The 23723-nt window shown below is 68.1% G+C and carries 20 protein-coding genes; 12 read left to right on the top strand and 8 right to left on the bottom strand.

The features are described 5' to 3' along the window. Nucleotides 1–19 precede the first annotated feature (19 nt). Complete coding sequence (locus NQ036_RS06595) at nt 20–865, bottom strand: siderophore-interacting protein (protein WP_257049230.1); 846 nt, start codon at nt 863–865, stop codon at nt 20–22. Between the two features lie 103 nt (nt 866–968). After that, entirely contained in the window at nt 969–1799 is an 831-nt protein-coding gene (locus NQ036_RS06590) for an ABC transporter ATP-binding protein (RefSeq protein ID WP_257057820.1), read from the bottom strand. A gap of 98 nt (nt 1800–1897) precedes the next feature. Here NQ036_RS06590 and NQ036_RS06585 point away from each other — a divergent pair, with 98 nt between their 5' ends. The 5 genes from NQ036_RS06585 (at nt 1898) to NQ036_RS06565 (ending at nt 7842) form a co-directional block, all read left to right on the top strand. Further along, nucleotides 1898–2755 (top strand): helix-turn-helix domain-containing protein, encoded by an 858-nt coding sequence (locus NQ036_RS06585; RefSeq protein WP_257049228.1) that lies wholly within the window; start codon nt 1898–1900, stop codon nt 2753–2755. A gap of 108 nt (nt 2756–2863) precedes the next feature. Beyond that, nucleotides 2864–3730: an ABC transporter ATP-binding protein gene (locus NQ036_RS06580; protein ID WP_257049227.1), complete on the top strand. Its 867-nt coding sequence runs from the start codon at nt 2864–2866 to the stop codon at nt 3728–3730. Further along, the gene (locus NQ036_RS06575; protein ID WP_257049226.1) at nt 3727–4860 is read left to right on the top strand and encodes an iron-siderophore ABC transporter substrate-binding protein; all 1134 of its coding nucleotides are present in this window, start codon (nt 3727–3729) and stop codon (nt 4858–4860) included. Before NQ036_RS06580 ends, NQ036_RS06575 begins: the two co-directional genes overlap by 4 nt. Further along, the gene (locus NQ036_RS06570; protein ID WP_257049224.1) at nt 4860–7145 is read left to right on the top strand and encodes an iron ABC transporter permease; all 2286 of its coding nucleotides are present in this window, start codon (nt 4860–4862) and stop codon (nt 7143–7145) included. The genes NQ036_RS06575 and NQ036_RS06570 overlap by 1 nt, the downstream gene beginning before the upstream one ends. 109 nt (nt 7146–7254) lie before the next feature. Then, nucleotides 7255–7842, top strand: a complete 588-nt coding sequence (locus tag NQ036_RS06565; protein ID WP_257049223.1) for a hypothetical protein — start codon at nt 7255–7257, stop codon at nt 7840–7842. Between the two features lie 103 nt (nt 7843–7945). On the opposite strand, the gene gnd is transcribed toward NQ036_RS06565, so the two are convergent. Beyond that, on the bottom strand, nt 7946–8953 hold the full coding sequence (gnd, locus tag NQ036_RS06560) for a phosphogluconate dehydrogenase (NAD(+)-dependent, decarboxylating) (protein WP_257057818.1): 1008 nt from the start codon (nt 8951–8953) through the stop codon (nt 7946–7948). Between the two features lie 4 nt (nt 8954–8957). Beyond that, nucleotides 8958–9623, bottom strand: a complete 666-nt coding sequence (locus NQ036_RS06555; protein ID WP_257057816.1) for a gluconokinase — start codon at nt 9621–9623, stop codon at nt 8958–8960. 171 nt (nt 9624–9794) lie between these two features. Between NQ036_RS06555 and NQ036_RS06550 the strand changes: the two genes are divergently transcribed. The 3 genes from NQ036_RS06550 to NQ036_RS06540 all read left to right on the top strand — a co-directional run bounded on the left by NQ036_RS06550 (nt 9795) and on the right by NQ036_RS06540 (nt 14365). Continuing rightward, entirely contained in the window at nt 9795–11624 is a 1830-nt protein-coding gene (locus tag NQ036_RS06550; RefSeq protein ID WP_257057814.1) for an ABC transporter family substrate-binding protein, read from the top strand. Between the two features lie 10 nt (nt 11625–11634). Continuing rightward, nucleotides 11635–13539: an alpha/beta hydrolase-fold protein gene (locus NQ036_RS06545; RefSeq protein WP_257057811.1), complete on the top strand. Its 1905-nt coding sequence runs from the start codon at nt 11635–11637 to the stop codon at nt 13537–13539. A 118-nt stretch (nt 13540–13657) separates the two neighbouring features. Continuing rightward, nucleotides 13658–14365, top strand: coding sequence for a FadR/GntR family transcriptional regulator (locus NQ036_RS06540; protein WP_257049217.1), 708 nt, complete (start codon nt 13658–13660; stop codon nt 14363–14365). Nucleotides 14366–14392: 27 nt separating this feature from the next. Here NQ036_RS06540 and NQ036_RS06535 read toward each other — a convergent pair whose 3' ends face one another. From NQ036_RS06535 to NQ036_RS06525, 3 genes are read right to left on the bottom strand one after another with little or no spacing between them, the layout of a single operon-like run. Further along, nucleotides 14393–15208 (bottom strand): SGNH/GDSL hydrolase family protein, encoded by an 816-nt coding sequence (locus tag NQ036_RS06535; RefSeq protein WP_257057809.1) that lies wholly within the window; start codon nt 15206–15208, stop codon nt 14393–14395. Further along, complete coding sequence (locus NQ036_RS06530; protein ID WP_257057807.1) at nt 15195–15755, bottom strand: YbaK/EbsC family protein; 561 nt, start codon at nt 15753–15755, stop codon at nt 15195–15197. The genes NQ036_RS06535 and NQ036_RS06530 overlap by 14 nt, the downstream gene beginning before the upstream one ends. Beyond that, the gene (locus tag NQ036_RS06525; RefSeq protein WP_257057804.1) at nt 15755–18064 is read right to left on the bottom strand and encodes a M3 family metallopeptidase; all 2310 of its coding nucleotides are present in this window, start codon (nt 18062–18064) and stop codon (nt 15755–15757) included. The genes NQ036_RS06530 and NQ036_RS06525 overlap by 1 nt, the downstream gene beginning before the upstream one ends. Nucleotides 18065–18134: 70 nt before the next feature. Here NQ036_RS06525 and NQ036_RS06520 point away from each other — a divergent pair, with 70 nt between their 5' ends. From NQ036_RS06520 to NQ036_RS06510, 3 genes are all read left to right on the top strand, one after another. Then, nucleotides 18135–19376, top strand: coding sequence for an MFS transporter (locus NQ036_RS06520; RefSeq protein ID WP_257057802.1), 1242 nt, complete (start codon nt 18135–18137; stop codon nt 19374–19376). A gap of 72 nt (nt 19377–19448) precedes the next feature. Beyond that, nucleotides 19449–20567 (top strand): AI-2E family transporter, encoded by a 1119-nt coding sequence (locus NQ036_RS06515; protein ID WP_257057800.1) that lies wholly within the window; start codon nt 19449–19451, stop codon nt 20565–20567. A 26-nt stretch (nt 20568–20593) separates the two neighbouring features. Further along, nucleotides 20594–21220: a peroxidase-related enzyme gene (locus NQ036_RS06510; protein ID WP_257057798.1), complete on the top strand. Its 627-nt coding sequence runs from the start codon at nt 20594–20596 to the stop codon at nt 21218–21220. An 18-nt stretch (nt 21221–21238) separates the two neighbouring features. On the opposite strand, the gene NQ036_RS06505 is transcribed toward NQ036_RS06510, so the two are convergent. Next, nucleotides 21239–21979 (bottom strand): AAA family ATPase, encoded by a 741-nt coding sequence (locus NQ036_RS06505; protein ID WP_257057797.1) that lies wholly within the window; start codon nt 21977–21979, stop codon nt 21239–21241. A gap of 213 nt (nt 21980–22192) precedes the next feature. Here NQ036_RS06505 and NQ036_RS06500 point away from each other — a divergent pair, with 213 nt between their 5' ends. After that, nucleotides 22193–23716 (top strand): aldehyde dehydrogenase family protein, encoded by a 1524-nt coding sequence (locus tag NQ036_RS06500; RefSeq protein ID WP_257049205.1) that lies wholly within the window; start codon nt 22193–22195, stop codon nt 23714–23716. Nucleotides 23717–23723: the final 7 nt, after the last annotated feature.

Raw genomic sequence — 23723 nt, 5'->3', positions numbered from 1 at the left:
AAACGTGGGGTGATCGATTTCAGTCCAGGCGCCAGAAACCGGAGAAGGTGATCCGGTCCTTGCCCAGGCCTGCGGCCACCAGGGCGCGGCGGCCCCCGGTGGCCAGCTTCGATTCGCCCACCACGAAGCCATAGGCGCTGGGATTGATGGCGTCGATCTTCTGCATTTCGGCCAGGGCCAGGGAACCGGGGCGGATCGTGTGATCGTCGCGCGGCAGCCAGGTCAGCGACAGGCCCGCCGGGCGTTCCCAGGATTCGATGTCCGCGGCGTGGGCGACCTCGACCATTATTCTGCCGCGGGCCGATTCGGGCAGGTCGGCGACGATCTGCCGTGCCGCGGGCAGGCCGGTGTCGTCGACGGCGATGACGTATTCCTCCGTGTCCTCCGGCGGCAGGAACAACAGGCCCTGGTCCAGGATGGCGATGGGTGTGCCGGCAATGCAGCTGGTCGCCCAGGCCGAGACGGGAGCGGAGAAATCCCCGCGCTCATCGGGGTGGAGGGCCACGTCGATGTCCATCTCCGCATACCTCTCGGCCGGAGTGCCGGGGGCGGCCGGAGATTCGACGATGCGGAAGTCCGCCACCGTGTAATTGCTGATATAGGGGTAGTCGTCCGTGGGGAACTTCTGCAGCTTCTTCCACCAGTCGCGGCCGTGGATGCCGGGGAGCTCGAAGGCCTCGGGGCCCTGTCCGGTCCTGGGAATGAACAGGCGGAACCAATGGTCGAGGCCGAGCCAGTGGAAGTCGAGCATTTCGGTTGAGCGGACGGTAACGCGCTGGAACGTGGGCGAAAGGCGCGTCGTATAGGCGACCGTGCCGCGGAACAGTTGTGGATCGTCCGGGATTCCGTCGAGGGAGCGGGTCATATACCCCATATTAGCGGTTCCCTTTAAGGGAAACATAACCTTGTCGGTATATGGGAAGGCTCAGGCCCTGTGGGCCGGGCCCCGAGGCGTGTAGCCCTGAGGCTCAAGCCCTGTGGCGGACGGCCCGGGCCGACCAGCGGCCCTGTGTGCGGGTCACCGCGATCGGGTACTCGAAGGCGCGCGTGATGATCTCATCGGTGATGACCTCGTCCGCCGCGCCCTGGGCGAGGACCGCGCCGTGGCTGATCACCAGTGCATGGGTGGTCGTCTCCGGCAGTTCCTCCAGGTGGTGGGTCACCAGCACCGTGGTCAGTTCCGGGCGGCGTTCGGTCAGCTCATCCACCGCTTCGAGGAACTGTTCGCGCGCCGCGACGTCCAAGCCGGTGGTCGGTTCGTCGAGCAGCAGCAGTTGTGGGTCGGCCAGGATCGCCCGGGCGATCAGCGCCTTGCCGCGCTCGCCCTGGCTGAGCACCGGCCAGGGTGCGTCGAGGCGTGCGCCCAGTCCGAACTCCTGCGCGAGTGCGCGGGCGGCGTCCACCTGTTCGGCGGTGGGGGTGAAGCGCGGGGGCAGTTCCACCGTGCCGGTCAGTCCGGTCAGCACGACCTGTGTGATCGTCAGCGCGCTGCGCACCGGATGACGCGGGTTCACGTGCCCGATGTCCCGGCGCAGGGTCTGCATGTCGACGCGGCCCAGGCGATTGCCCAGCACGTCCACGGTGCCGGAGCTGGGATGCGTCTGCGCGCCGGCGAAGCCCATGATGGTGGACTTGCCCGCGCCGTTGGGGCCCAACAGCGCCCAGTGCTCGCCCGGGCGGACGGTCCAGTCGATGCCGTGCAGGATGTGCGTCTGGCCGCGCCGGAACGTCACCTGCTGCAGGTCCAGGACGGGAGTGGTCGTGCGGATGTCTTCGGGTGTGGGGGTCGTGACAGTCATCGGAGTGCACGTTACTCCAGATGACCCGAAACCGGGGGAATGCCCCCGTGTACCGGGTCATCCCTCCGGTTTCGGGCCATCTGGCTAGACTGAGGGCCATGCCCCAGCCGACCGTGCCCTCATCGCCCGCAGCCCGGGCCGATGCGCAGGCGCAGCCCGGCCGCGGGGCTTGGCGGCGCGAGCGCAGGACCTTCGTGCTCGAGGAGGTCGATTCCCCCGAAGTCATCGCAGCGCCCTTCGCGATCTTCGCCGAGCAGGCACTGGCCCCGGTGCCACTGGAATTCGAACCGCATGCACACGCGCTGCACGAACTGGTGTGGGTGCGTGGGGGCACCATGACGGTCCGCCTGGCCGACCGGGTGTTGACCGTGCCGGAGGGACAGGGTCTGTGGATCCCCGCCGGCACTGTGCATTCGGGCCGGATGACTGCGCACACCGAACTGTGCGATGCCTATTTCGACACCGAGCGGTCCCCGGTGGTCTTCTCCGAACCCACCGGGATCCAGATGACGCCGGTTCTGGAGTCCCTGCTGACGCACCTGGAGGATCCCGACCTGGAGTCAGGTCCCCGGCTGCGGGCCGAGGCGGTGGTCTTCGATGTGCTGGCGCCGGCCACCCGGCAGATCTCCTTGCAGGTGCCGCGTGGCCGGCGCGTGGCACCGATCGTTGCGGCCCTGCTGGCCGATCCCGCCAATGACCGAAGTCTGTCGGACTGGGCGGTCTCACTCGATGTGAGTGAACGCACAGTGACCCGTGCGTTCCGGCAGGCCACCGGTCTGTCCTTCGTGCAATGGCGCCAGACCCTGCGGGTGCACCGGGCTCTGGAGTTGATCGCAGCGGGTCTGGAAGTCCAGGAGGTCGCCGAGCGCCTGGGCTACGCACAGCCCAGTACCTTCATCGCCTCGTTCAAGCGGGTGCTGGGGACGACTCCGGGGGCCTACGCTACCGGCCGCTGACTCTGTCCGAAACTCCGTATCGAATGTCTAGGCATCATGATTGCGGACATAGCGCGATCTTCTTACACTTGCCTAGGCGCGGCTTACCTCACCAGCGATAGGCGATACATGACTGCACTCGAACCCTTGGACACGCGGACTCCGCAGCGCTTGGCGGGTCACGACCTGGTCCTGGGCTTCGGCCGCACCGAGGTGGTCCACGGTGTCTCCATCGAATTGGTCCCCGGCCGGGTCACAGCCCTGGTGGGTCCGAATGGTTCGGGCAAGTCGACGCTGCTGCGCACCCTGGCGCGCCTGCACTCCCCGGAATCCGGAGGTGTGAGCATCGGCTCCGGCGAGCGCGATGCGCTGAGCATGAGCCCACGCGAGTTCGCCCGCGAGGTCACGCTGTTCGCCCAGACCCGCTCGGCCCCGTCCGGACTGTCCGTGCGCGAGGTCGTGGAGTTCGGCCGCCACCCCTACCGCAAGCGCTTCGCCGGGCTGAGTCCCGCCGACCACGCAGCGGTGGACCGCGCCCTGGACATCACCGGGGTCTCCGCGATGGCGGAGCGCTCAGCCGGGGAGCTCTCCGGCGGGGAGCTGCAACGAGTCTGGCTGGCCTGCTGTCTGGCCCAGGAGACCGGCATCGTGCTGCTCGACGAACCGACGAATCACCTGGACCTGCGCTATCAGACGGAGACCCTCGACCTGATCCGCGATCTGGCCGAGGACTACGGGGTCGCCGTTGGAGTGGTCCTGCACGACCTGGACCACGCCGCGCGCGTCGCCGACGATGTGGTCCTGCTGCACGCCGGCCGGATTCTGGCGGCCGGCCCCGCCCTCGACGTACTCACCGCGACCAATATCAGCACCGCCTACGACTTGCGGGTCGACGTTCACCTGGACGAATCCACCGGACACCTGCGCATCGATCCGGTGAGCCGGCACGACCTGCGCGTAACCGAACACCACCAGTCAGAAGGAAACACACGATGAGAAGAATTCAGACCCGCCACGGCCTCGCCCTGGCGGCACTGGGCACGACCGCCCTGCTGCTGAGCGCCTGCGGCACCACCGATGTGGACGCCGGCGCAGATGCCTCGGCGAGCCCCGCCTCGGCCAACTGCGCCGACGACAAGACCCAGACCTCGACCGACCCGGTCGACATGACGGATATGCTGGGCCGCCAGGTCAAGCTGGACAAGCCGGCCAGCCGGGTCGCGGTCCTCGAATGGCAGCAGACCGAGGACCTGCTGAGCCTATGCGTGAACCCCGTGGGCGCGGCCAGCACCAAGGACTACACGACCTACGTCAGCGCGGAGAAGCTGCCGGATTCCACCAAGGATGTGGGCGAGCGCGGCGAACCGGACCTGGACGCCATCTACGGGACCAACCCCGACCTCATCATCGTCGAGGCGTACTCCAAGGACGACAAGATCCTCAAGAAGCTCGAGGAGCGCGATGTGCCGGTCCTGGCGACGGTGGGCGCCGACGCGAAGAACGGCCAGCTGGACAATATGCGCAAGGTCTTCAAGCAGGTCGCCGAGGCCACCGGCCGGACCGAGCGCGCCGACGCCGTGCTCTCGGACTTCGACTCCCACCTGGCCACGGCCAAGGAGAAGGTCGCCAAGGTCGATATGCCGGTGAAGGACTTCGTGTTCTTCGACGGCTGGAAGGAGGGCGGCAATGTGGTGGTGCGCCCCTACGGCAAGGGCGCGCTGTTCACCGAGCTGGGCGAACAGCTGGGCATGCAGGGGGCCTGGACCGACGAGGTCAACAAGGGCTACGGCTCCGGCGGCGTGGATCCCGCCTATGGCCTGGCACAGACCGATATCGAGGGCCTGACCGCCGTGGGCAGCGCCAACCTGTTCTACGGCGACGACGGCCAAGCCGACAATTACGTGACCGATCTGAAGAAGAGCAAGATCTGGAAGAACCTGCCGGCTGTCAAGGACAACCGCGCCTACGCCTTCCCGGCCGGTGTCTGGGGCGCCGGCGGTCCGAAGTCCGGCGAACAGGCCATCGACGCCTTCGTCAAGGTCATCCAGGACAACGCGGCCGGCGCGGGTGCCGATTCGGCCTCTGACTCCGCCTCCGATTCGGCATCCGGAGCCGCCTCCAAGTGATGCAGCGCAATGGGGCCCGGCCGGCCGGTCCGGAAAGGGCCGCTACCGACCGGGAGGGCGGCGCTGCACGGGCCGAGGCACCGGCACGGGGGATCGCCCCGGAACAGGGCGGGGCCCCCGAGCGGGTCGGCGCGGCCAGGGCCGCCGGCGGGATCGTCCTGCTGGTGGTCCTGGCCGTGGCCGTAGCGGCCACCGGACTGTGGCACCTGACGCAGGGGACCTCGGGCCTGGGCGCCGTGGACCTGGTGCGCGGGCTGTTCGGCGCGCGCGTCGAGGTGGGTGGCGTGGGCGCAGACGAGATCTTCTCCGGATCCCGGCTGCCGCGCCTGGCCGCGGGCGTCCTGGTCGGCTTCGCCCTGGGCGTGGCCGGCTGCCTGCTGCAGTCGATCACCCGCAACCAGCTGGCCAGCCCCGACACCCTGGCGGTGACCGCCGGGGCCTATTTCGCTCTGACCCTGGTCGCGGCCTTCGGCATCACGGTGCCGCTGCTGGCCTCCTCGGGGGTTGCCTTCGTCGGCGGTCTGCTGGCCGCCGCGCTGGTCCTCGGGATCACGGGCCGGACCTCGGGCACGGGGACCACCCGGCTGATCCTGGCCGGCTCCGCGATCGCCATGGCCCTGGACGCGGGCACTGCGATGCTGCTCATCCTGTTCAAGGAGAACACCACCGGCCTGTTCGCCTGGGGTTCGGGTTCCCTGGGCCAGCTCAACATCGACGCCTCGCTGCGCGCGGTCCCGCTGATCGTCGTGGTGCTCGTGGTGGCGCTGCTGTTCGCCCGCCGACTCGACGTGCTGGGCCTGGGCGAGGACAGCGCGGCGGGCCTGGGCGTGCCGGTGCGCTCCACCCGGATCGTGGCGATCCTGGCCGCGGTGTTGCTGGCAGCCGTGTCCGTCACCCTGGCCGGGCCGATCGCCTTCGTGGGTCTGGGCGCGCCCGTGCTGGCACGCCTGCTGGCGGTCAAGATCCGGGCGCTGAACCGGCACATCTTCCTCATTCCCGCCGCCGGACTGCTGGGCTCGCTGGTGATCCTGCTGGCCGATGCCGTGCTGCGCGGGATCCTGGGCGCCGAGGGCGCGACCTCGATCCCCACCGGCATCCCCACCTCGCTGCTGGGCGGGATCGTCATCGTGGTCCTGGCGCTGCGGATGCGCGACGCCTCGGCCGCGGGTTCCTCCGCCGAGGCCGCACCGGCCGGCCGCCCCGCACGCAGTGGCAGCCGCCCCACGCACGGTGGTGCTCGCCCGGGCGCGCGCCTGTGGGGGAGGGGACGGGCCTCTGCCGCTCGCTCGGGTCCCGCACGGGCCCGCCGGGTCTTCACCGCCGCGGTGATCGTCGCGGCGGTGCTGCTGGTGGCCTGCGTGCTCATCGCCCTGCTGGCCGGCAGCCTGTGGCTGAAGCTGGGCGATGTCTCCCTGTGGATCCAGGGCCGCGCGCCCGGGCTCATCGATTATGCGCTCGACGACCGCGCCGCCCGGATCGCCGCCGCCGTGTTGGCCGGTGCCGCCCTGGGCCTGTCCGGCACGGTGGTCCAGGGGACCGTGCGCAATCCGCTGGCCGAGCCCGGACTGCTGGGCATCACGGCCGGCGCCGGATTGGGTGCGGTCTTCGTCGTCACCACCGGATTCCTGGGCGGGGGACAGGGTGCGATGGTCCTCATGGCGGTACTGGCCGGTCTTGCCACCTTCGCGCTGATCACCCTGCTGGCCTGGCGCGGTGGACTACTGCCCGACCGCTTCGTGCTGGTGGGCATCGGCACGGGCTATGCGCTCAGCGCCCTGACGACCTATCTGCTGTTGAGCAACGACCCCTGGCAGACCCCGCGGATCATGACCTGGCTGTCGGGCACGACCTATGGTCGGACCCTGGCCGATGTCTGGCCGGTGGCCATTGTGCTGGTGCTGGCGATACCGCTGCTGGCCGGGCTGCGGCGGGACTTGGACCTCATGTCGGTCGACGAGGACACGCCCCGGATCCTGGGGATCCGTCCCCAGGCGACCCGCCTGACCCTGCTGGCGATCGCCGCGGTGCTGGCCGGGGTGGCCGTGGTGGCGGTGGGCACGGTGGGCTTCGTCGGACTGGTCGCCCCGCATTTGGCGCGCAGTCTGGTGGGCGCCAGGCATGGGAGGATCATTCCGGTGTCCATGCTGCTGGGCGGTCTGCTGGTGCTGGTCGCCGACACCCTGGGGCGCACGCTCATCGCCCCCTCCCAGCTGCCGGCCGGCCTGATGATCGCACTGGTGGGCGCGCCCTACTTCGTCTACCTGATGCGCCGGATGCGCGGGTAGCAGGGGCCCGTCGCCCAAACACGTCGTTTCCCCGTGAACACGCTGCTATAGGGGCGTGTTCACGGGGGAACGACGTGTTGTGTCGGAGGTCACTGTTAGTCTGAGGCCCATGATGTACGGAGGATATCCACAGCGGCCGCGAAAGAAGCCCTGGACACCGCTTGGCAAGGCGTCGCTGTGGCTGCTGGGGTCGGGCGTGGGCCTGTGCATCATCGGCGTCATCGTAGCGGTGGTCATGGTGGTGCTGACCCCCGGATTCGGAGTCCTGGGAAAACAGACGGATCAGGAGTTCACGGAGACGATCGAACTGCGGCTGGAGTCCGGCGACCGGTTCTCCGTATATGCGGACGAACGGACGGACGCGGATGAGTGCGAGGTGGTCGATACCAGGGAGCAGAAGCTCTCCCCGTTCGCCCGAGTCGACTCCTCGTACAGCTATGACGACGACTCCGGCACCCGGTGGTACGGCTCGGCCACCTACGAGGCCCCCGCGGACGGCACCTATATCGTGCGCTGTGACGGGGCCGGGACCTACAAGGTGGGAGAGCCCATCACCATAGGACAGACCCTGGTGGAGGGCCTGCTGATCGGCGGCGCGGTGATCCTGGGGTTCTGCGCGGCGCTGCTGGGCCTGGTGCTGTTCATCGTCTTCTGCGTCCAGACCGGCAGACTCAGGCCAGTGTCCGCCGGTCGCTGAGCGCGGTCCGTCACGAAAACACGTCGTTTCCCCGTGCACACGTCCCTATAGGGACGTGTGCACGGGGAAACGACGTGTTCAGGTGCTCAGGCCGGTTCCGGGCTCAGCGCTCGCGGTGGCCGCCGAACTGCTGGCGCATGGCCGACAGGGTCTGGTTCGCGAAGTGGTCCTGACCGCGCGATGCGAAGCGTTCGAACAGCGCGGCGGACAGGACCGGCACCGGCACACCCGTGTCCACTGCGGCCTGCACGGTCCAGCGTCCCTCGCCGGAATCGGACACCCGCCCGGCCAGGCCATCCAGCGTGGGGTTCTCCTGCAGGGCTGCTGCGGTCAGGTCCAGCAGCCAGGAGGACACGACGGAGCCACGGCGCCACAGTTCGGTGACCTTGGCGGTGTCGATGTCGAACTCGTAGAAGTGCGGATCGGCCAGGGGTGCGACCTCGGCGGAGTCCTCCGCTGCGCGCAGGCCCGCGTCCGCGTTCTCCAAGAGGTTCAGGCCCTCGGCGAAGGCGGCCATCATCCCGTACTCGATCCCGTTGTGCACCATCTTCACGAAGTGCCCGGCGCCGGCCTTGCCACAGTGCAGATAGCCCTGTTCCTCCGGGGCCCGCTCGCCCTCGCGCCCTGGTGTGCGGGGGATGTCGCCGGTGCCCGGCGAGATGGTGGACAGCAGGGGCTCGATCGTGTCGAATGCGCGATCCGATCCGCCGACCATCAGGCAGTAGCCGCGGTCCAGGCCGAACACTCCGCCTGAGGTGCCGATGTCCATGTACTCGATGCCGGATTCGGCCAGGCGGCCGGCGCGCACGACGTCGTCGCGGTAGTTCGAGTTGCCACCGTCGATCAGGATGTCGCCGGGCTCCAGCAACGCTGCGACCTGGTCGACCAGCGCATCGGTCAGCGAGGCCGGCACCATCAGCCAGACGACGCGCGGGCTGGGCAGTTGCGCGATGAGGTCGCCGAGGTCCGCAGCCGGTTGTGCTCCCTCACCTGCCAGTTCAGCGACGGCCTCCGGGTTCACATCGCTGACCACGCAGGTGTGGCCGGCGCGCATCACGCGCCGCACGATATTGGCGCCCATGCGGCCCAGTCCGATCATTCCAAGATGCATATCTCTATTCCTTCCGAGCGGAGAACGACGATGACGATGCTGTGGGTGCGGGAGCCGGTTCGTCCGGTGCGCTGTGACCGGCGGCTGCCAGGCCCAAGCGGGCCAAGACCTCGGCTGCCTGGGCATCCGGGGACAGTGCCAGGTCCACGACGATGCCGGATTCATCGGCGGCCAACTGTTCTAAGTCCGCGTACTGGGAGTCCAGCAGGGACTCGGGCATGAAATGGTCGCGGCGCCGGTGCATGCGTTCGTGCACGGTGGCCCGCGGTCCGTGCGGGTGGACGAAGATGACGCCAGGTGCGCGCAGCCTGTCGCGGTAGCGGCGCTTGAGGGCGGAACAGGCGACGATTCCGGGCCGACCCGCGGCCGTGTGCTCTGCGATCCAGGCGGCGATCAGGTCCAGCCAGGGCGCACGGTCGGCGTCGGTGAGCGGGTGGCCCAGCGCCATCTTGTCGATATTGGCCTGCGGGTGCAGGTCATCGCCCTCGGCCAGGTCCCAGCCCAGGGCCGTGGCCAGGCGGGTGGCCAGGGTGCTCTTGCCGCTGCCGGAGACGCCCATCACCACGAGGATGGGCGGGGTGCCGGCCGCCGGTGTGGACTCCGATCCGGACGCGGACGCCCGCGCCGAGGCTCCTGCCGGGTCGCCGGGGACCACTTCAGTTCCGTTCACGTCCGTTTCCGTCCTTCGTTGGGCTGAGTTGGGGTGCTGCTGAGCCGGATTGTCGCGGTACCGCATTCCGACTATGCCCTGTCCATCTGCCTATTCATAGAGTATGGTGACAATACTCATACTATTAGAAGATACATACATGAGTAATCATACGTAAGAGAGGTAGGGGAAGTGAAGAAGCACTTCTTGGCCCTGGGTGCGGCCGCAGTGACATCGGCGTTGCTGTTGTCGGCCTGCACGCCGAACAACGGTGGAGGCGAAGCGGCCTCCGGTGGGGGCGGCAATGACGGCGAAATCAAGATCATGCAGAGTGCAGCGTTCTATTCGTCGAACCTGAACTCGACCACGGGTAACAGCAACTCGGCCAACGGTACGATCAAGTACTTCATGGACGACACCTTCAGCTACACGGACTCGGACCTCAAGGTGCAGCCGAACAAGTCCTTCGGCACGGTGGAGAAGGTCTCCGACAGCCCGCTGAAGGTCAAGTACTCGATCGCGGACACCGCCAAGTGGTCAGATGGCACGCCCTATTCGGCGGCGGACCTGGTCCTGGCCTGGGGTGCGCGCAGCGGCAACTTCAACACCAAGGATGCGGACAAGGTCGCGGACAAGTCCGGCGCGGTCAAGGCGCAGAAGGGCGAGAACGTCGTCTTCAACGCCGGTGAGCCCAGCCTGTCGGTCATCAAGAAGTTCCCGGAGATCGCCGATGAGAACAAGACCCTGACCTTCGAATACGCGGAGCCCTTCGCCGACTGGCAGTTCAACCTGACCCAGATGGATTCCGGCCTGCCCGCCCACATCGTGGCGAAGAAGGCCCTGGGGATCGACGACCCGGCCAAGGCCAACGCCGCAGTACTCAAGGCCTTCAAGGATGACGACAAGACCGCTCTGGCCAAGCTGGCGAACACGTGGAACACCGGCTTCGACTTCACCAAACTGCCGGATGATCCCGACCTGCTGGTGGGCACCGGGCCGTACAAGATGACGGAGTTCCAGGAGGGCCAGTTCCTCACCCTGACCCGCCGCGATGACTACGAGGGCGAACGCAAGCCCGCGTTCAAGACCGTGACCTTCCGCTTCAACCAGGACCCGACCGCTGCGGTCCAGGCCCTGCAGAATGGCGAGGTCGACCTCATCAACCCGACGGCGACCGCCGACATCCGCAAGTCGGTCGAGGCGCTCGACGGGGTCGATATGCAGAACGGCGACAGCCCCGTCTTCGAACACATCGATCTGGCCTTCGCCAACGGCGGGCCCTTCGATCCGAAGACCTACGGTGGTGACAAGGCCAAGGCGCTCAAGGTCCGCCAGGCCTTCCTCAAGACGATTCCGCGTCAGAAGATCGTCGACGACATCATCAAGCCGCTCAACGACAAAGCAGTGGTCCGCGACTCGTACCTCAAGGTCCCCGGATCCGATGGCTACGATGAGATGGTCGCGGCCAACGGCCTGTCCAAGGAGTACGGAACAGCGGATCCGGAGGCGGCCAAGAAGCTACTGGCTGAAGCCGGCGTCTCCAAGCCCAAGGTCCGGATCCTCTACACCAAGGGCAATGTCCGCCGGGAGCAGCAGTTCCAGATCATCAAGGAGGGCGCCGAGAAGGCCGGTTTCGAGATCGTCGACGGAGCCGATGCGCAGGCCAGTGAGCACCTGGCCGACTCCTCGCGCTGGGACGCCGCCCTGTTCGGCTGGAGCGCGGACAACGCGGGCGCCACCCTGCCGGAGACCCGCCACATCACCACCGGCCAGGACAATTACACGAAGTACAGCGATCCGCAGGTCGATAAGCTCTTCGGCGATCTGCATCGCACACTCGACACCTCGAAGCAGGGCCAGTTCGAGGCCAAGATCGAAAAGCAGCTGGCCGATGATGCCTACGGCCTGCCCCTGTTCCAAGCCCCCGATCTGGTGGGCTACAAGCAGGGCCTGACCGGGATCAAGCCCACCACGGTGGCCCCTGGCATGCTGTGGAACTACTTCGATTGGAAGATGCAGTAGGAGGATGACAGTGACGAACAATCCCGCCGACGCGAGCGACCTGCCCAGCGGAATCGACCCGAACGCCCCTGTGGGGACGGTCGAGGAACGTACCCTGGCACCGGGAAAGTACTTCCCCGGAGTCCCGCACGAATATGCGATCTACCGTCCGGCGCCGCGGGCCGATGGACAGGCCGACGGCCCGCTGCCCCTGCTCATCGCGCTCGACGGGACCTCGATCCGGAACAAGGAACTGGTGCCGCAGCGCCTCGACGCGCTCATTGCCGCAGGCGATGTGCCGCGGATGGCGGCGGTGTTCATCGACCCGGGCGTGCTGCCCACGCTGAGCGGCAAGCACACCGACGGGACGTACCTGGGCCGCTACGACCGGTCGTACGAGTACGACTCGCTGTCGCCTCGCTATGCGAATTTCCTGGCCGAGGAACTGCTGCCGGCCGTGCACGCGGAGATCCCGCTGTCGAACGATCCGAACGATCGCGCGATCATGGGCTCGTCGACCGGCGGCATCGCCTGCTTCCTGGCCGCCTGGCACCGCCCGGACCAGTTCCGGCGCGTCATCCCGCAGGTTCCGACCTTCGTCGCGATGCGCGGCGGGGACACCCTGGCCGAACTTGTCCGCAAGACCGAGGCCCGCCCGCTGCGGGTGCGGATCCTGGCCGGCGACGGCGACCACCTGTCCGCTGCACAGCCCTGGGGCACCTTCTACGCGGGCTCCTGGCCCAATGCCGCGCAGACCATGTACGAGGCGTTGAAATTCTCCGGCTACGATGCGGAACTCGACTTCTTCGAAGGCGACCACTCCACGGTGCTCGCCGGGGAACTGTGGCCCGATGCGATGCGCTGGCTGTGGCGGGACTACCCGGCCCCGCTGGAATCGCATGAGCCGCCGGCGCGCGGCCAGGCGGGCTGGGACACCCGCGGCAGCGTCTGGGAGACGATCACCGGCATCCGCGACTGGCAGCCGGTGACCGGGCTGCCCGCTGGACGCGCCACCGGTCTGGCCCAGGCGAGCGACGGCAGCGTGTACGCGAGCCTGGACGACGGCGTGTACCGTGTCGCGCTCGGCTCCACCGGTGCCGGGAACGCTGCGTCTGCTGAGGCAGCCGAGGCCGCCGGCACCCGGGTGCTTCCGGAACCCGCCGCGGTACTCGCCGCCGCGGGAGCGGGCCGCCTGGTGACTGCGGACCCCGCACGCGGGGGCCTGACGGTCTGGGACCTCGGCACCGGCCCTGCTGCAGATAGCGGCGCCGAGGGCGCGGCCGGCCGGACGATCCTGCCGGATCTGCACGTGCGCGCGGCCTGCTGGCTGGGTGGCGGCGACCTGGCCGTGATCGACGAGGTGGCAGCGGACGCGGTCCGGCCCATCACCTCGACCGAGGCCATGACGCCGGGTTCCGCCGCCCCCGGAGCCAGGCGCGCGGGTAGCGTGACGGCGGTGCTGCGGGTCGTGAACCTGGACACCGGCGCGGTGCGCGGCGAGGTCGCGCTGCCGCAGAAGGAGGCCTCGGCCCTGGCACTGGGCGCGGACGGTTCGATGCTCATCATCGCCGATGCCGAGGACCGCAATCAGTGGATCTACCAGCTCGACGAGGCGCGGCTGCCGCAGTTCGGGGCGCCGTTCTTCCGCCTGGAGACCTATGACGATTGGGGCGGCAGCGCCTCGGCGACCTTCGACACCGCGGAATGGGCGTACTTCGCAACGCCCGCCGGAGTGCAGGTGTGCGAACCGATCGGGCGCGTGGCGATCTTCCTGGCCGGGCCGGTGGTCCACCACGGGGTCGACGCGGTGGCCTTCGGTGGCGCGGACCGGCGGGACCTGTTCATCGTGCAGGACGGCACGGTGTACTCCCGCCGGTTGACCACCCAGGGCGCCTCGGTGGACGATCCGTCGATCCTGGAGCCCCCGGGACTCTAAGGGGTCCTACCCGCTGCGGCCTCCGCGGCCGGACCCGCCGCCGATGGCGAGGGCCCTGCCGGTTTCGGTCCATAGCCACCCAGTTCGTATCCTTGAGCTATGACGACGATGGGTGGCTATGGCACTGACCGGTAGAGACCTCCACACCTCGGTGGTGGAGCAATGGGGCCAGGAGATCGTGTCCGGTGAGCGCCCGGTGGGGGCCATCGTGTCGACCGATGCAGTTGCAGCCCAGTTCGGGGTGTCGCGCGGGGTGATCCGCGAGGTCGTGCGGGTACTGGAGTCCATGGGCCTGGTGGCCAGCCGCCAGAGGGTGGGCATCACGGTGCAGCCGCAGGAGTCCTGGAGCCCCTACAACCCCGATGTGCTGCGCTGGCGGCTGGCAGGTCCGCAGCGCGCCCAACTGCTGGGGACCCTGGCCGAACTGCGCGCGGCGGTGGAGCCGAGTGCCGCGCGCCGAGCCGCTGAAAGGGCCTCGGGCGAACAGTGCGCGGCACTGGCCGCCGCCTATGTCGGCATGGTCGCCACCGCGCGCGATGCCCGGACCGAGGACTATCTGCGCCATGACATGGATTTCCACCGGGTGCTGCTACAGGCCTCGGGCAATGAGTTCTTCGCCGGCCTGACCGGTGTGGTCGATGCGCTATTGGCCGGGCGCACCCATCACGACCTGATGCCGCAGATAGCCAATGCCAATGCCCTGCGCTGGCACGGTGACATCGTCGCGGCGGTGCAGTCGGGCGATGGGCAGTCGGCCTTCCGGGCGGCCCTGGCGATCGTGGAGGAGTCCGACAGCGCGGTGCAGGGGGCCGGTCCGGCTTCCTGAACACGTCCTTTCCCCACGAACACGCTGCTATAGGGACGTGTTCGCGGGGAAAGGACGTGTTTGCGTGCGGCCCTGCCGCAGGTACGCCCGGCGCACTGCCGGCCAGATCGCGTGGGTCCACAGGCGGTAGCCGGCCGCATTGGGGTGGAAGAAGTCGCCGCCCGTGCGGGCCAGATAACTGCGTAGATCCAGCGCCGAGGTGATGGCGAACAGATCTGCCAGCTCCAGATCGTGCCGGGCTGCCAGGGCCCGGATCACGGCGTTGGCGTCGGTCACCCTGCGGTTGACCAGGTCGAATCCGAAGCTGGGGATCGTCCCGACCACGGTGCCGGCGGGCAGCTGTGCGTAGAGCCGTTCGGCCGTCCAGATGAAACCGTCCAGCGTGTATTCGCGGCCGGCGATGTCATTGGCGCCGATGATGCACAGGGTGACATCGGCCGGGCCGACCCGCTCCCGCAGTGCGCGGAACCTCGGCAGCTGATGTTCCATGAGCAGCCACGAACTGGCACCCGGGATCGCCAGGTTGGAGGTGCGCACGCGCCGGCCCGCCAGATTCTCCAGACGCTTCTCCACCAGGCCCACGTAGCCCTTGCGGGGATCGATGAAGCCCGGACCCACCCCCGCAGCCGCAGAATCACCCACCACGTGCATGGTCACCGGTGCCGGGAGCCCCTTGGATCGTGGCTCTGGTCCCTCGGGATAGGGGTGGGTGTTCCAGTAATGGGGGTAGAAGCGCGATTGCAGTTGGGCCCTGGCCACGTCCAGGCCGTAACCGGCGGCCACTCCCGCAGCGAAGCCCGCAATCCGCAGAGCCAGGCGGCCTTCCCGATCAGGGCTCGACATCGATCTCCTCGCCACAGGTCAGGGCGAGCAACTGTGCATAGCTCAGCGGGAACATCGCATCGGCGGTGCCGCCGGCGGCCCACAGCACATCATGGTCGCGCAGTGCCCGGTCGACGTAGATCGGCAGTGGCGCCGGGTGCCCACAGGGCGACACCCCGCCGATCACCTGGCCGGTCGCGGCGCGCACCTGTTCGGGCGTGGCCCGCTTGAGCTTCGCGACCCCCAGCCGGGCCGCCGCATAACCGGTATCGACCCGGTGCGCGCCCGAGGTCATGAGCAGCACCGCGAACGGCTCACCGGCGCTGCCCGCCGGGTCGGCCGGCCCGGCCTCGTCGGTGGGAATCGGCTGCGCGCCGCCCGCGGGCCCGCAGGCGTCCGCGTTCGGCACCGCCATGAAGACGAGGCTGTTGGCGATTGCGCCGAGCTCGACGCCCAGGGCATCGGCTGCGGCACGCGCCGATGGAGTGTGCTCGGAGAAGATCCTGATCTGCGCGTCAATGCCAGCCGCGCGCAGATCGGCCTCGACGGCCCGATTGCGCGCGTGCATCAGGAGTCCCGTTCGTCCGGGCCCGCACCCGGGTTTCCCATCCCCGCGGCGTCTTCGGCCTGTCCGGCCCCGGTCCCGCCGCCAGTCCCGGCGACAGCGGCACCGTCAGCATCCGCATCTGCATCCTCGACCGGAGCCAGGCCGCGGCTGCGCAGCAGCGGACCCACGCCCGGGTCCTCGCCGAAGAACTCGCGCACGTACTCGCTCGGATCGGCGGAGTAGCCGGGCGCCAGGATATGAGTGCGGAAGGCCTCGCCGGCCTCGGGGCTCAGACCGCGTGCGGTGAACCACTCCTGGGTGTAGGCGGCCAGCACCTCGGACCACAGATAGGCGTAGTAGCCGGCGGCGTACCCACCGGAGAAGATGTGGCGGAAGTAGGTGGAGCGGTAGCGCGGCGGAATGAGCGAATCGAATCCGGCGCTGTCCAGGACCGCGGCTTCGAAGGACAGCACGGCGTCGACCTGTTCGCCCGCCTGCAGCGAGTGCCAGCCCAGGTCCAGCAGCGCGGCGGACAGGAGCTCCACGGTGGAGAAGCCCTGCCCGAAGCGCTCGGCCGTGTGCAGGCGCTCCACGGTCTCCTGGGGCAGGCTGCGACCGGTCCGATGGTCCACCGCATAGTTCGGCAGCACCGCGGGGTGGAACATCCACATCTCGTTGAACTGCGAGGGGAACTCGACGAAGTCGCGTGGCACTGACGTCCCCGACCTGGTCGAGTACAGGGAATCGGAGAACAGCCCGTGGAGCACGTGGCCGAACTCGTGGAAGACGGTGCGGACGTTGTCCACGCTCAGCAGCAGGGGCGCGCCCTCGGCCGGTTTGGCGAAGTTCGTCGACAGGGTCAGGATCGGGGCCTGACCCAGATAGCGGCCGGGGGAGACCAGCTGGTCCATCCACGCGCCGCCGCCCTTGATCGGTCGGGCATAGGGGTCGACACAGACCAACCCGGTGACGGCGCCGTCCTCCACCGCGGCGTAGACGGTCACATCGGGGTGCCAGCCGGACAGTTCGGTGCGGACGAATTCGACCCCGTAGAGCTGTGTGGCGGCGTAGAACGCGCCGTCGACCAACACCCGGTCGAACTCGAAGTAGCTCCGCAGCTCCCGGGGGTCCAGCGCGAAATGGTCCTGCTTGTAGCGCGCCAGATAGTGCGTGACATCGGCAGGTCCCAGTTCGTCCAGGCCGTAGGCCGAGCGTACCGCGTCCAGTTCCGCAGCGGCCTGCGCCTGCGCGGGTTCGAGCATCCGGGACAACAGCGCCGAGGCCGCGTCGGGGGAGCCGGCGGCCTGCGTGGAGATCGAGTAGTCGGCGAAGCTGCGATAGCCCAGTTCGGCGGCCAGCGCGGCCCGCAGGGCGGTCAGGTCGGCGATGATGGTGCGCGTATCGTGCGCGCCCCCGCGACCGCCGCGGGACATGGAGCGCTCCAGCAGCGCGGCGCGGGTCGCCGGATCGTCCAAGTGCTCCAGGGCCGGCTGCTGGGTCGTGTTGACCAGCGGCAGGGTGTAGCCGGCTTCGGCTGCATCCCCCGCCGATGCCCCCGCCGGTTCGCGCAGCCCGGCCAGTGTCTCCGCGTCGAGGCCGGCCAGCGCCGCGGCCGCCCGGTCGTACGGCACCTGCAGGGCCAGGGAATCGGACTCGGCCAGGACCTCGACGTCGAAGTCCGTCTCCAGCCGGGTGATCTCCGCGGACAGGTCGCGCACACGGGCGCGGGCATCGGGGTCGAGTTTGGCACCGGCGTGGACGAAATCGGCGACCATGAGTTCGTGGTGGCGACGGTCCTCCGGGGTCAGCGCGGCCGTGGGGACCTCGTCGAGCCTGGCGTAGAGGTCGGCGTCCAACAGCAGGCCGGTCTGCAGGGCGGCGAGCCGACGGAACACGGTGTTGACCGCGTCGGTGATGGCCTCGGTCATGATGTTCGAGCCGATGACGCGCGCTACCGCGGCCAGGCGGAACGCCGGAGCGGTGGCCTCGTCGATGCGCAGCGTGGTGTTGATGAAGGTGGGTGCGGCCGGATCGGCGACGAGTTCGGCGAGGCGGGCGGCCTGGAAGGATTCGACGAACTCCAGGACCTCCAGCAGAGCCGCCGAGTCGATGCCGGAGAAGTCCGGCAGCGTCAGGTTCTCCGGGGCCACCACGAAGTCGTGCAGCGCCTGCCGGTGTCCGGGGAGCGCTGCCAGCGGGTCGGCGACTTCAGCGGTGGCTGGACCCTCGGCCACAGCCCCGGAAGCGGCCGTGGCTTCCTCCACCTGTGGGATCTGCGCGGTTGTGGCTTCCCCGGCCGGGCCCGGCGCGGGGGTGGAATCGTCGGTCACTCTTGTCTCCTCGATCGCGGCGCCCGGGTGCCCCCGTTGCGGGCGGGAGGCGGGCGCCTACCATGGACGTGTGAGCGAATTCGCCGGATACCTCAAGGGAGAACCCGCAACACGGAGAATCGAGGCCGGCCTGCTCATGGCTGGAATCGCGACCTTCGTCCTCCTCTACAACACTCAAGCCATTTTGCCGTATTTCGCGCGCGATTACAGCATCAGCCCCGCTACGGCCGCCCTGTCGGTGTCCGTGGCGACCGCAGGCCTTGGCATCGGCCTGATCCTGGCGGTGCCCGTATCCGAGCGGATCGGGCGGGTCCGGCTGATTCGCTGGTCCCTGGCCCTGGCGGTCGTGCTCAGCATCGTCGTCTCCCTCATCCCCAGCTGGCCACTGTTCCTGTGCGGGCGCTTCTGCATGGGCCTGGTGCTGGCCGGACTGCCCGGCACAGCCGCTGTCTACCTGCGCGAGGAGATCCACCCCTCCTATGCCACCACCGCCACCGGCCAGTACATCTTCGGCACCACGATCGGCGGCCTGACCGGCCGGTTGGTGTCCGCCGGGGTCATCGAACTGCTCGGCCGACTGGGAGTGAGCCACGTGGCCTGGCTCGACACATCCCATTTGGCGCTCGCGGCCACGGTTCTGGTGTCCGCCTTGTGCGCCGCGGGCTGCTGGATCCTGCTCCCGGAATCCCGAGGCTTCACCCCGCACCGCGATTCCGTCGCCGAGCTGGTGGCCAAGTTCGGTCGCGCCCTGCGCGACCCCGTGCTGATCGGCCTGTATCTGCTGGGCGCACTGGGCATGGGCGCCTTCGTCGGAACCTTCAACGTCATCGGCTTCCGGCTGGAACAGGCGCCGTACCTGCTCAGTGTGGGCGTGGTCGGGCTGCTCTACCTGGTGTATCCGATCGGGGGCCAGGCCGGGGCATTCGCCGGGCGCCTGGCGGATAGGACCAGTCTGCGTTCCGTCGTGGTGTTCGGACCGGTCGTCGCCCTATTGGGCGTGGCGGCCCTGGCCATGCGGCCCCTGTGGGTGATCATCCTGGGCCTGCTGCTGTTGAGTACCGGGTTCTTCATGGTGCACTCGCTGGCCTCGGCGTGGGTGGCCCAGCGCGGGGCTGCCGGAGCCGGGGTCCCCGCGCAGGCGGCATCGCTGTACATGCTGTTCTACTATGCGGGGTCCTCACTGGCGGGCAATGTCACGCCGCGGGCCTGGGAGCTGGCGTCCTGGCCCGGCGTGACCTGGGTGATCGGCGCGTGCATGGTGATCTGCCTGGTCATCACGATTATGTTGCGCCGCAGCCGCTCACTGCTGTAGCCGCTTCCCGCTGCGCCGCGGCTGCTTCCCACCGTAGCCGGGCACGGGCCGGGTCCGCCTATGCTGGGGTTCATGAGTGACGAATCGTCGGATTCCCCGCTGCCCGCGGCCACGCGCCCGAAGAACCTCGTGGGCGCGGTGCTGGCCCGGCCGGGCCAGGCCTTCCTGGTGGGCTTCCTGCTGGTGCTCGGCGGGGGTATGGGCTGGTGGCTGCTGCAGGGCATCGACACCCTGTCCACCGTCGTCACCTATGTGGCCATCGCATTCTTCATCACCCTGGGCCTGGACCCGATCGTGCGCTTCCTGGCCAAACGGGGGATCAAACGCTCCATTGCAGTGGTCATCGTGGCGGTGGCCTTCCTTCTGGTGGTCACCGGCGTCCTCCTGTTGATCGTGCCGACCCTGGTCGCGCAGATCCAGGCGTTCATCGGCAATCTGCCCACGATCATCGGCGATATCGCCGAACAGGAATGGGTCAAGGACCTGGAGAGCAGATTCGGCGGTTCGCTGGACGTCGACACGATGGTCGCCAACGCCACCACCTGGGCCAGTGATCCGCAGAACCTGGTGAGCGTGGGCGGTGGGCTCGTCAGCGTCGGCTCGACGATCGCCAACGGCACGACAGGCGTGATCATCGTGCTGATCCTGACCGTCTACTTCTCCGCGACCCTGCCGACGATCAAGTCCTGGGCGTTTGCACTGGTCCCCGCGTCCCGGCGCGCCGGGACGGAATCCGTGGCCGAGGAGATCATGCGCTCGGTCGGCGGCTACGTGCTGGGCCAGGTCAGCCTGGCGGCCATCAACGGAGTCCTCTCCGCGGTGTTCCTGGTCATCCTGCAGGCGCCGTTGCCCGCGCTACTGGCCCTGATCGCCTTCATCGGCTCGATGATCCCGCTGGTGGGGACCCTGTCGGCATCCGTCGTCATCGTCGTATCGTGCCTGTTCGTATCGCCGACCATGGCGATCATCGCGGGCATCTACTATCTGGTCTACATGCAGATCGAGTCCTATGTGTTCAGCCCCCGGATCATGCGCGCGGCCGTCAACGTGCCGGGTGCCCTGGTGATCATCGGGGCGGTCGCCGGGGCCACGATCGCCGGGGTGCTGGGCGCCCTGCTGGCGGTGCCGGTGACGGCCAGCCTGCTCATCATCATCCGGCGCGTGGTGGTGCCGCACCAGGCCGCGCGATAGGGGCCGGCAGGCGTTAGGGTTGGACCATGAATGCCAAAGACGACATCTCACCCACTTCGTTCCCACCCGTCGAATTCCCATTGCCGGACCCGGCCGACATTCCCGAGGACATCCGCGAGTACCTGGCTCAGCAGACCGAGAAGGCGGGCTTCACCCCGAACGTCTTCATTGCCCTGGCCCGGCGCCCGGCGGAGTTCTGGGCCTTCGTGAACTACTACGACGCGCTCATGACCAAGGAGACCGGCAATCTGACCAAGGCGGACCGCGAGCTCATCGTGACCGCGACCTCGGCGGCCAACGGCTGCCTGTACTGCGTCGTGTCCCATGGCGCCTTCCTGCGCATCTATGCGCGCGATAAGCACATTGCGGACAAGGTCGCGGTCAACCCGCGGCACGCCGGCCTGGCGCCGCGCCAGCAGGCGATCGTCGACTTGGCAGTCAAGCTGGCGCGCTCGCCAGAACTGGTGCGCCAGGCCGACTATGTCCCGGTGCTTCGACAGGGCCTGGACGCCGAGGACATCTGGGACATCGCGGCGGTCACCGGTTTCTTCGGCCTGTCGAACCGCATGGCGATCGTCGGCGGGATCCAGCCGAACCCCGAGTTCTACGTGATGGGGCGGGTGCCCAAGGACCAGATGATGGACCTGGCGTAGCCGGCCGCGCCCGAGGCCTTAATCGAGCAGGTGCCGCAGATAGCGTTCCGGGGCCTGAAGATAGCGGCACCAGTGGTCGACCAGCTCGAGGTCGCGCCACTGCACCTGTCGCATGCCCCAGTCGCCCACCTCGATGACGGTGGCACCCGGCAGCGAGGCCAGGATGGGGGAGTGGGTGGCGATGAGCGCCTGCCCGCCGGCGGATCTGATCTGGTCCAGGATGCGCAGCAGGCGCAGGGTGGAGCCGAAGGACAGCGCGGCCTCGGGCTCGTCCATGCAGTAGAAGCCGGGCCGGGAGAAGTAGTCGGAGAAGAGCTCCAGATACGATTCGCCGTGGCTCATCTGGTGCAGCCCAGTTCCGGGCGAGACCTCCTCCAGGTAGGTGTAGAGGGAATGGGTGGTCTCCGAGCGTAGGAAGAAGCCCCACCGTTTGGTCCCGATCCCCCGCTGGATGTACAGGCGTGTATACAGGTCGGACTCCGATGGCCAGGTGCTGTGCTGGGAGTGGATCGACCCACCCTCGGGGGCGAAGCCGAAGGCCAGGGCGATGCCCTCTAAGATCGTGGATTTGCCCGAGCCGTTCTCGCCGACCAGGAACGTCATCCCGGGGTCCAGGGTCAGGCCCTCGGCGAGCAGCTGGGCCACGGCGGGGATCGAAAAGGGGTAAGCAGAGCCTGGTTCTGCCCCGGCCGATCCGTTCTCGGCGCCACCAGTGGTGTCCCGGCTGATGCGGACGACGGGCGGTTGCTTGAAGTCCATGCCCCGAGCCTAGTGCTTGAGCGCGCAGACACCACCTGAGCGCGGAAACGACTCACTACAGCCGGTCGTTCCCGCGCTCGCGTGGTGTTTACGCCTGTGTTGGGAGCCGGCCCTCCCAGAAAATCCATGCAACGCGGGTGCAACTGTGCATGAGCAGACTTACAGTGGACATACCCGCACAGCGGGACCACGATTACTCAACGAGGAGACATCATGGCGGTTTACGCAGCACCGGGCACGCCGGGCGCACTTATCGACTTCAAGCCCCGTTACGAGAACTACATCGGCGGCGAATGGGTCCCGCCGGTCAAGGGGCGCTACTTCGAAAACGTCAGCCCCGTCAACGGCAAGCCCTTCACAGAGGTCGCACAGTCCGATGCCGAGGACATCGAAGTCGCGCTCGACGCGGCCCACAAGGCGAAGCTCACCTGGGGCAAGACCAGCGTGGCGGAGCGCGCGGTGATTCTGAACAAGATCGCCGACCGGATCGAGGCGAACCTGGAGAAGATCGCGGTCGCCGAGACCTGGGACAACGGCAAGGCGATCAGGGAACCGCTGGCAGCGGACCTGCCGCTGGCCGTCGACCACTTCCGCTACTTCGCCGGCGCCATCCGCGCGCAGGAGGGCAGCCTGTCCCAGATCGACGAGGACACGGTCGCCTACCACTACCACGAGCCGCTGGGCGTAGTCGGCCAGATCATCCCGTGGAACTTCCCCATTCTGATGGCCGTGTGGAAGCTGGCGCCGGCCCTGGCCGCCGGCAACTGCGTGGTCCTCAAGCCGGCAGAGCAGACCCCGGTCTCCATCCTGGTGGTCATGGAGATCATCGGCGATCTGCTGCCCCCGGGCGTGGTCAACATCGTCAACGGCTTCGGCGTGGAATGTGGCAAGCCGCTGGCCAGCAATAAGCGGATCTCGAAGATCGCCTTCACCGGTGAGACGACCACGGGTCGCCTCATCATGCAGTACGCATCCCAGAACCTGATTCCCGTCACCCTGGAGCTGGGTGGCAAGAGCCCGAACATCTTCTTCGAGGACGTGGCGGCGAAGGACGATGCGTTCTACGACAAGGCGCTCGAGGGCTTCGCGATGTTCAGCCTGAACTCGGGCGAGGTCTGCACCTGCCCCTCGCGTTCGTTCGTTCAGGATTCCATCTTCGACAGCTTCGTCGGAGCCGGCATCGAGCGCGTTCGCAATACCAAGATCGGCAACCCGCTGGACACGGACACGATGATCGGCGCGCAGGCCTCGAACGATCAGCTGGAGAAGATCAAGTCCTATTTGGACATCGGCAAGCAGGAGGGCGCGAAGGTCCTGATCGGCGGCGAACAGGCACACCTCGATGGGGACCTGGCCGATGGCTTCTACATCCAGCCCACGGTGTTCCACGGGGACAACAAGATGCGGATCTTCCAGGAGGAGATCTTCGGACCGGTGCTGGCGCTGACCTCGTTCACCGATTATGACAATGTGATCGCACAGGCCAATGACACCCTGTACGGTCTGGGCGCCGGTGTATGGAGTCGCAACGGCAACACCGCCTACCGGGCGGGCCGGGACATCCAGGCCGGTCGTGTATGGGTCAACAACTACCACTCGTACCCCGCACACGCGGCCTTCGGCGGTTACAAGTCCTCGGGCATCGGCCGCGAGAACCACCTGATGATGCTCGACCACTACCAGCAGACCAAGAACCTGCTGGTCAGCTATGCCGAGGGCAAACAGGGCTTCTTCTAAACGGAAG

It is taken from the genome of Brevibacterium sp. 91QC2O2, from assembly GCF_024580695.1.
GTDB classification, from domain to species: domain Bacteria; phylum Actinomycetota; class Actinomycetes; order Actinomycetales; family Brevibacteriaceae; genus Brevibacterium; species Brevibacterium moorei.
Note: the sequence above shows the minus strand (reverse complement) of the source record. Positions and strands in the feature narration are given on the sequence as shown.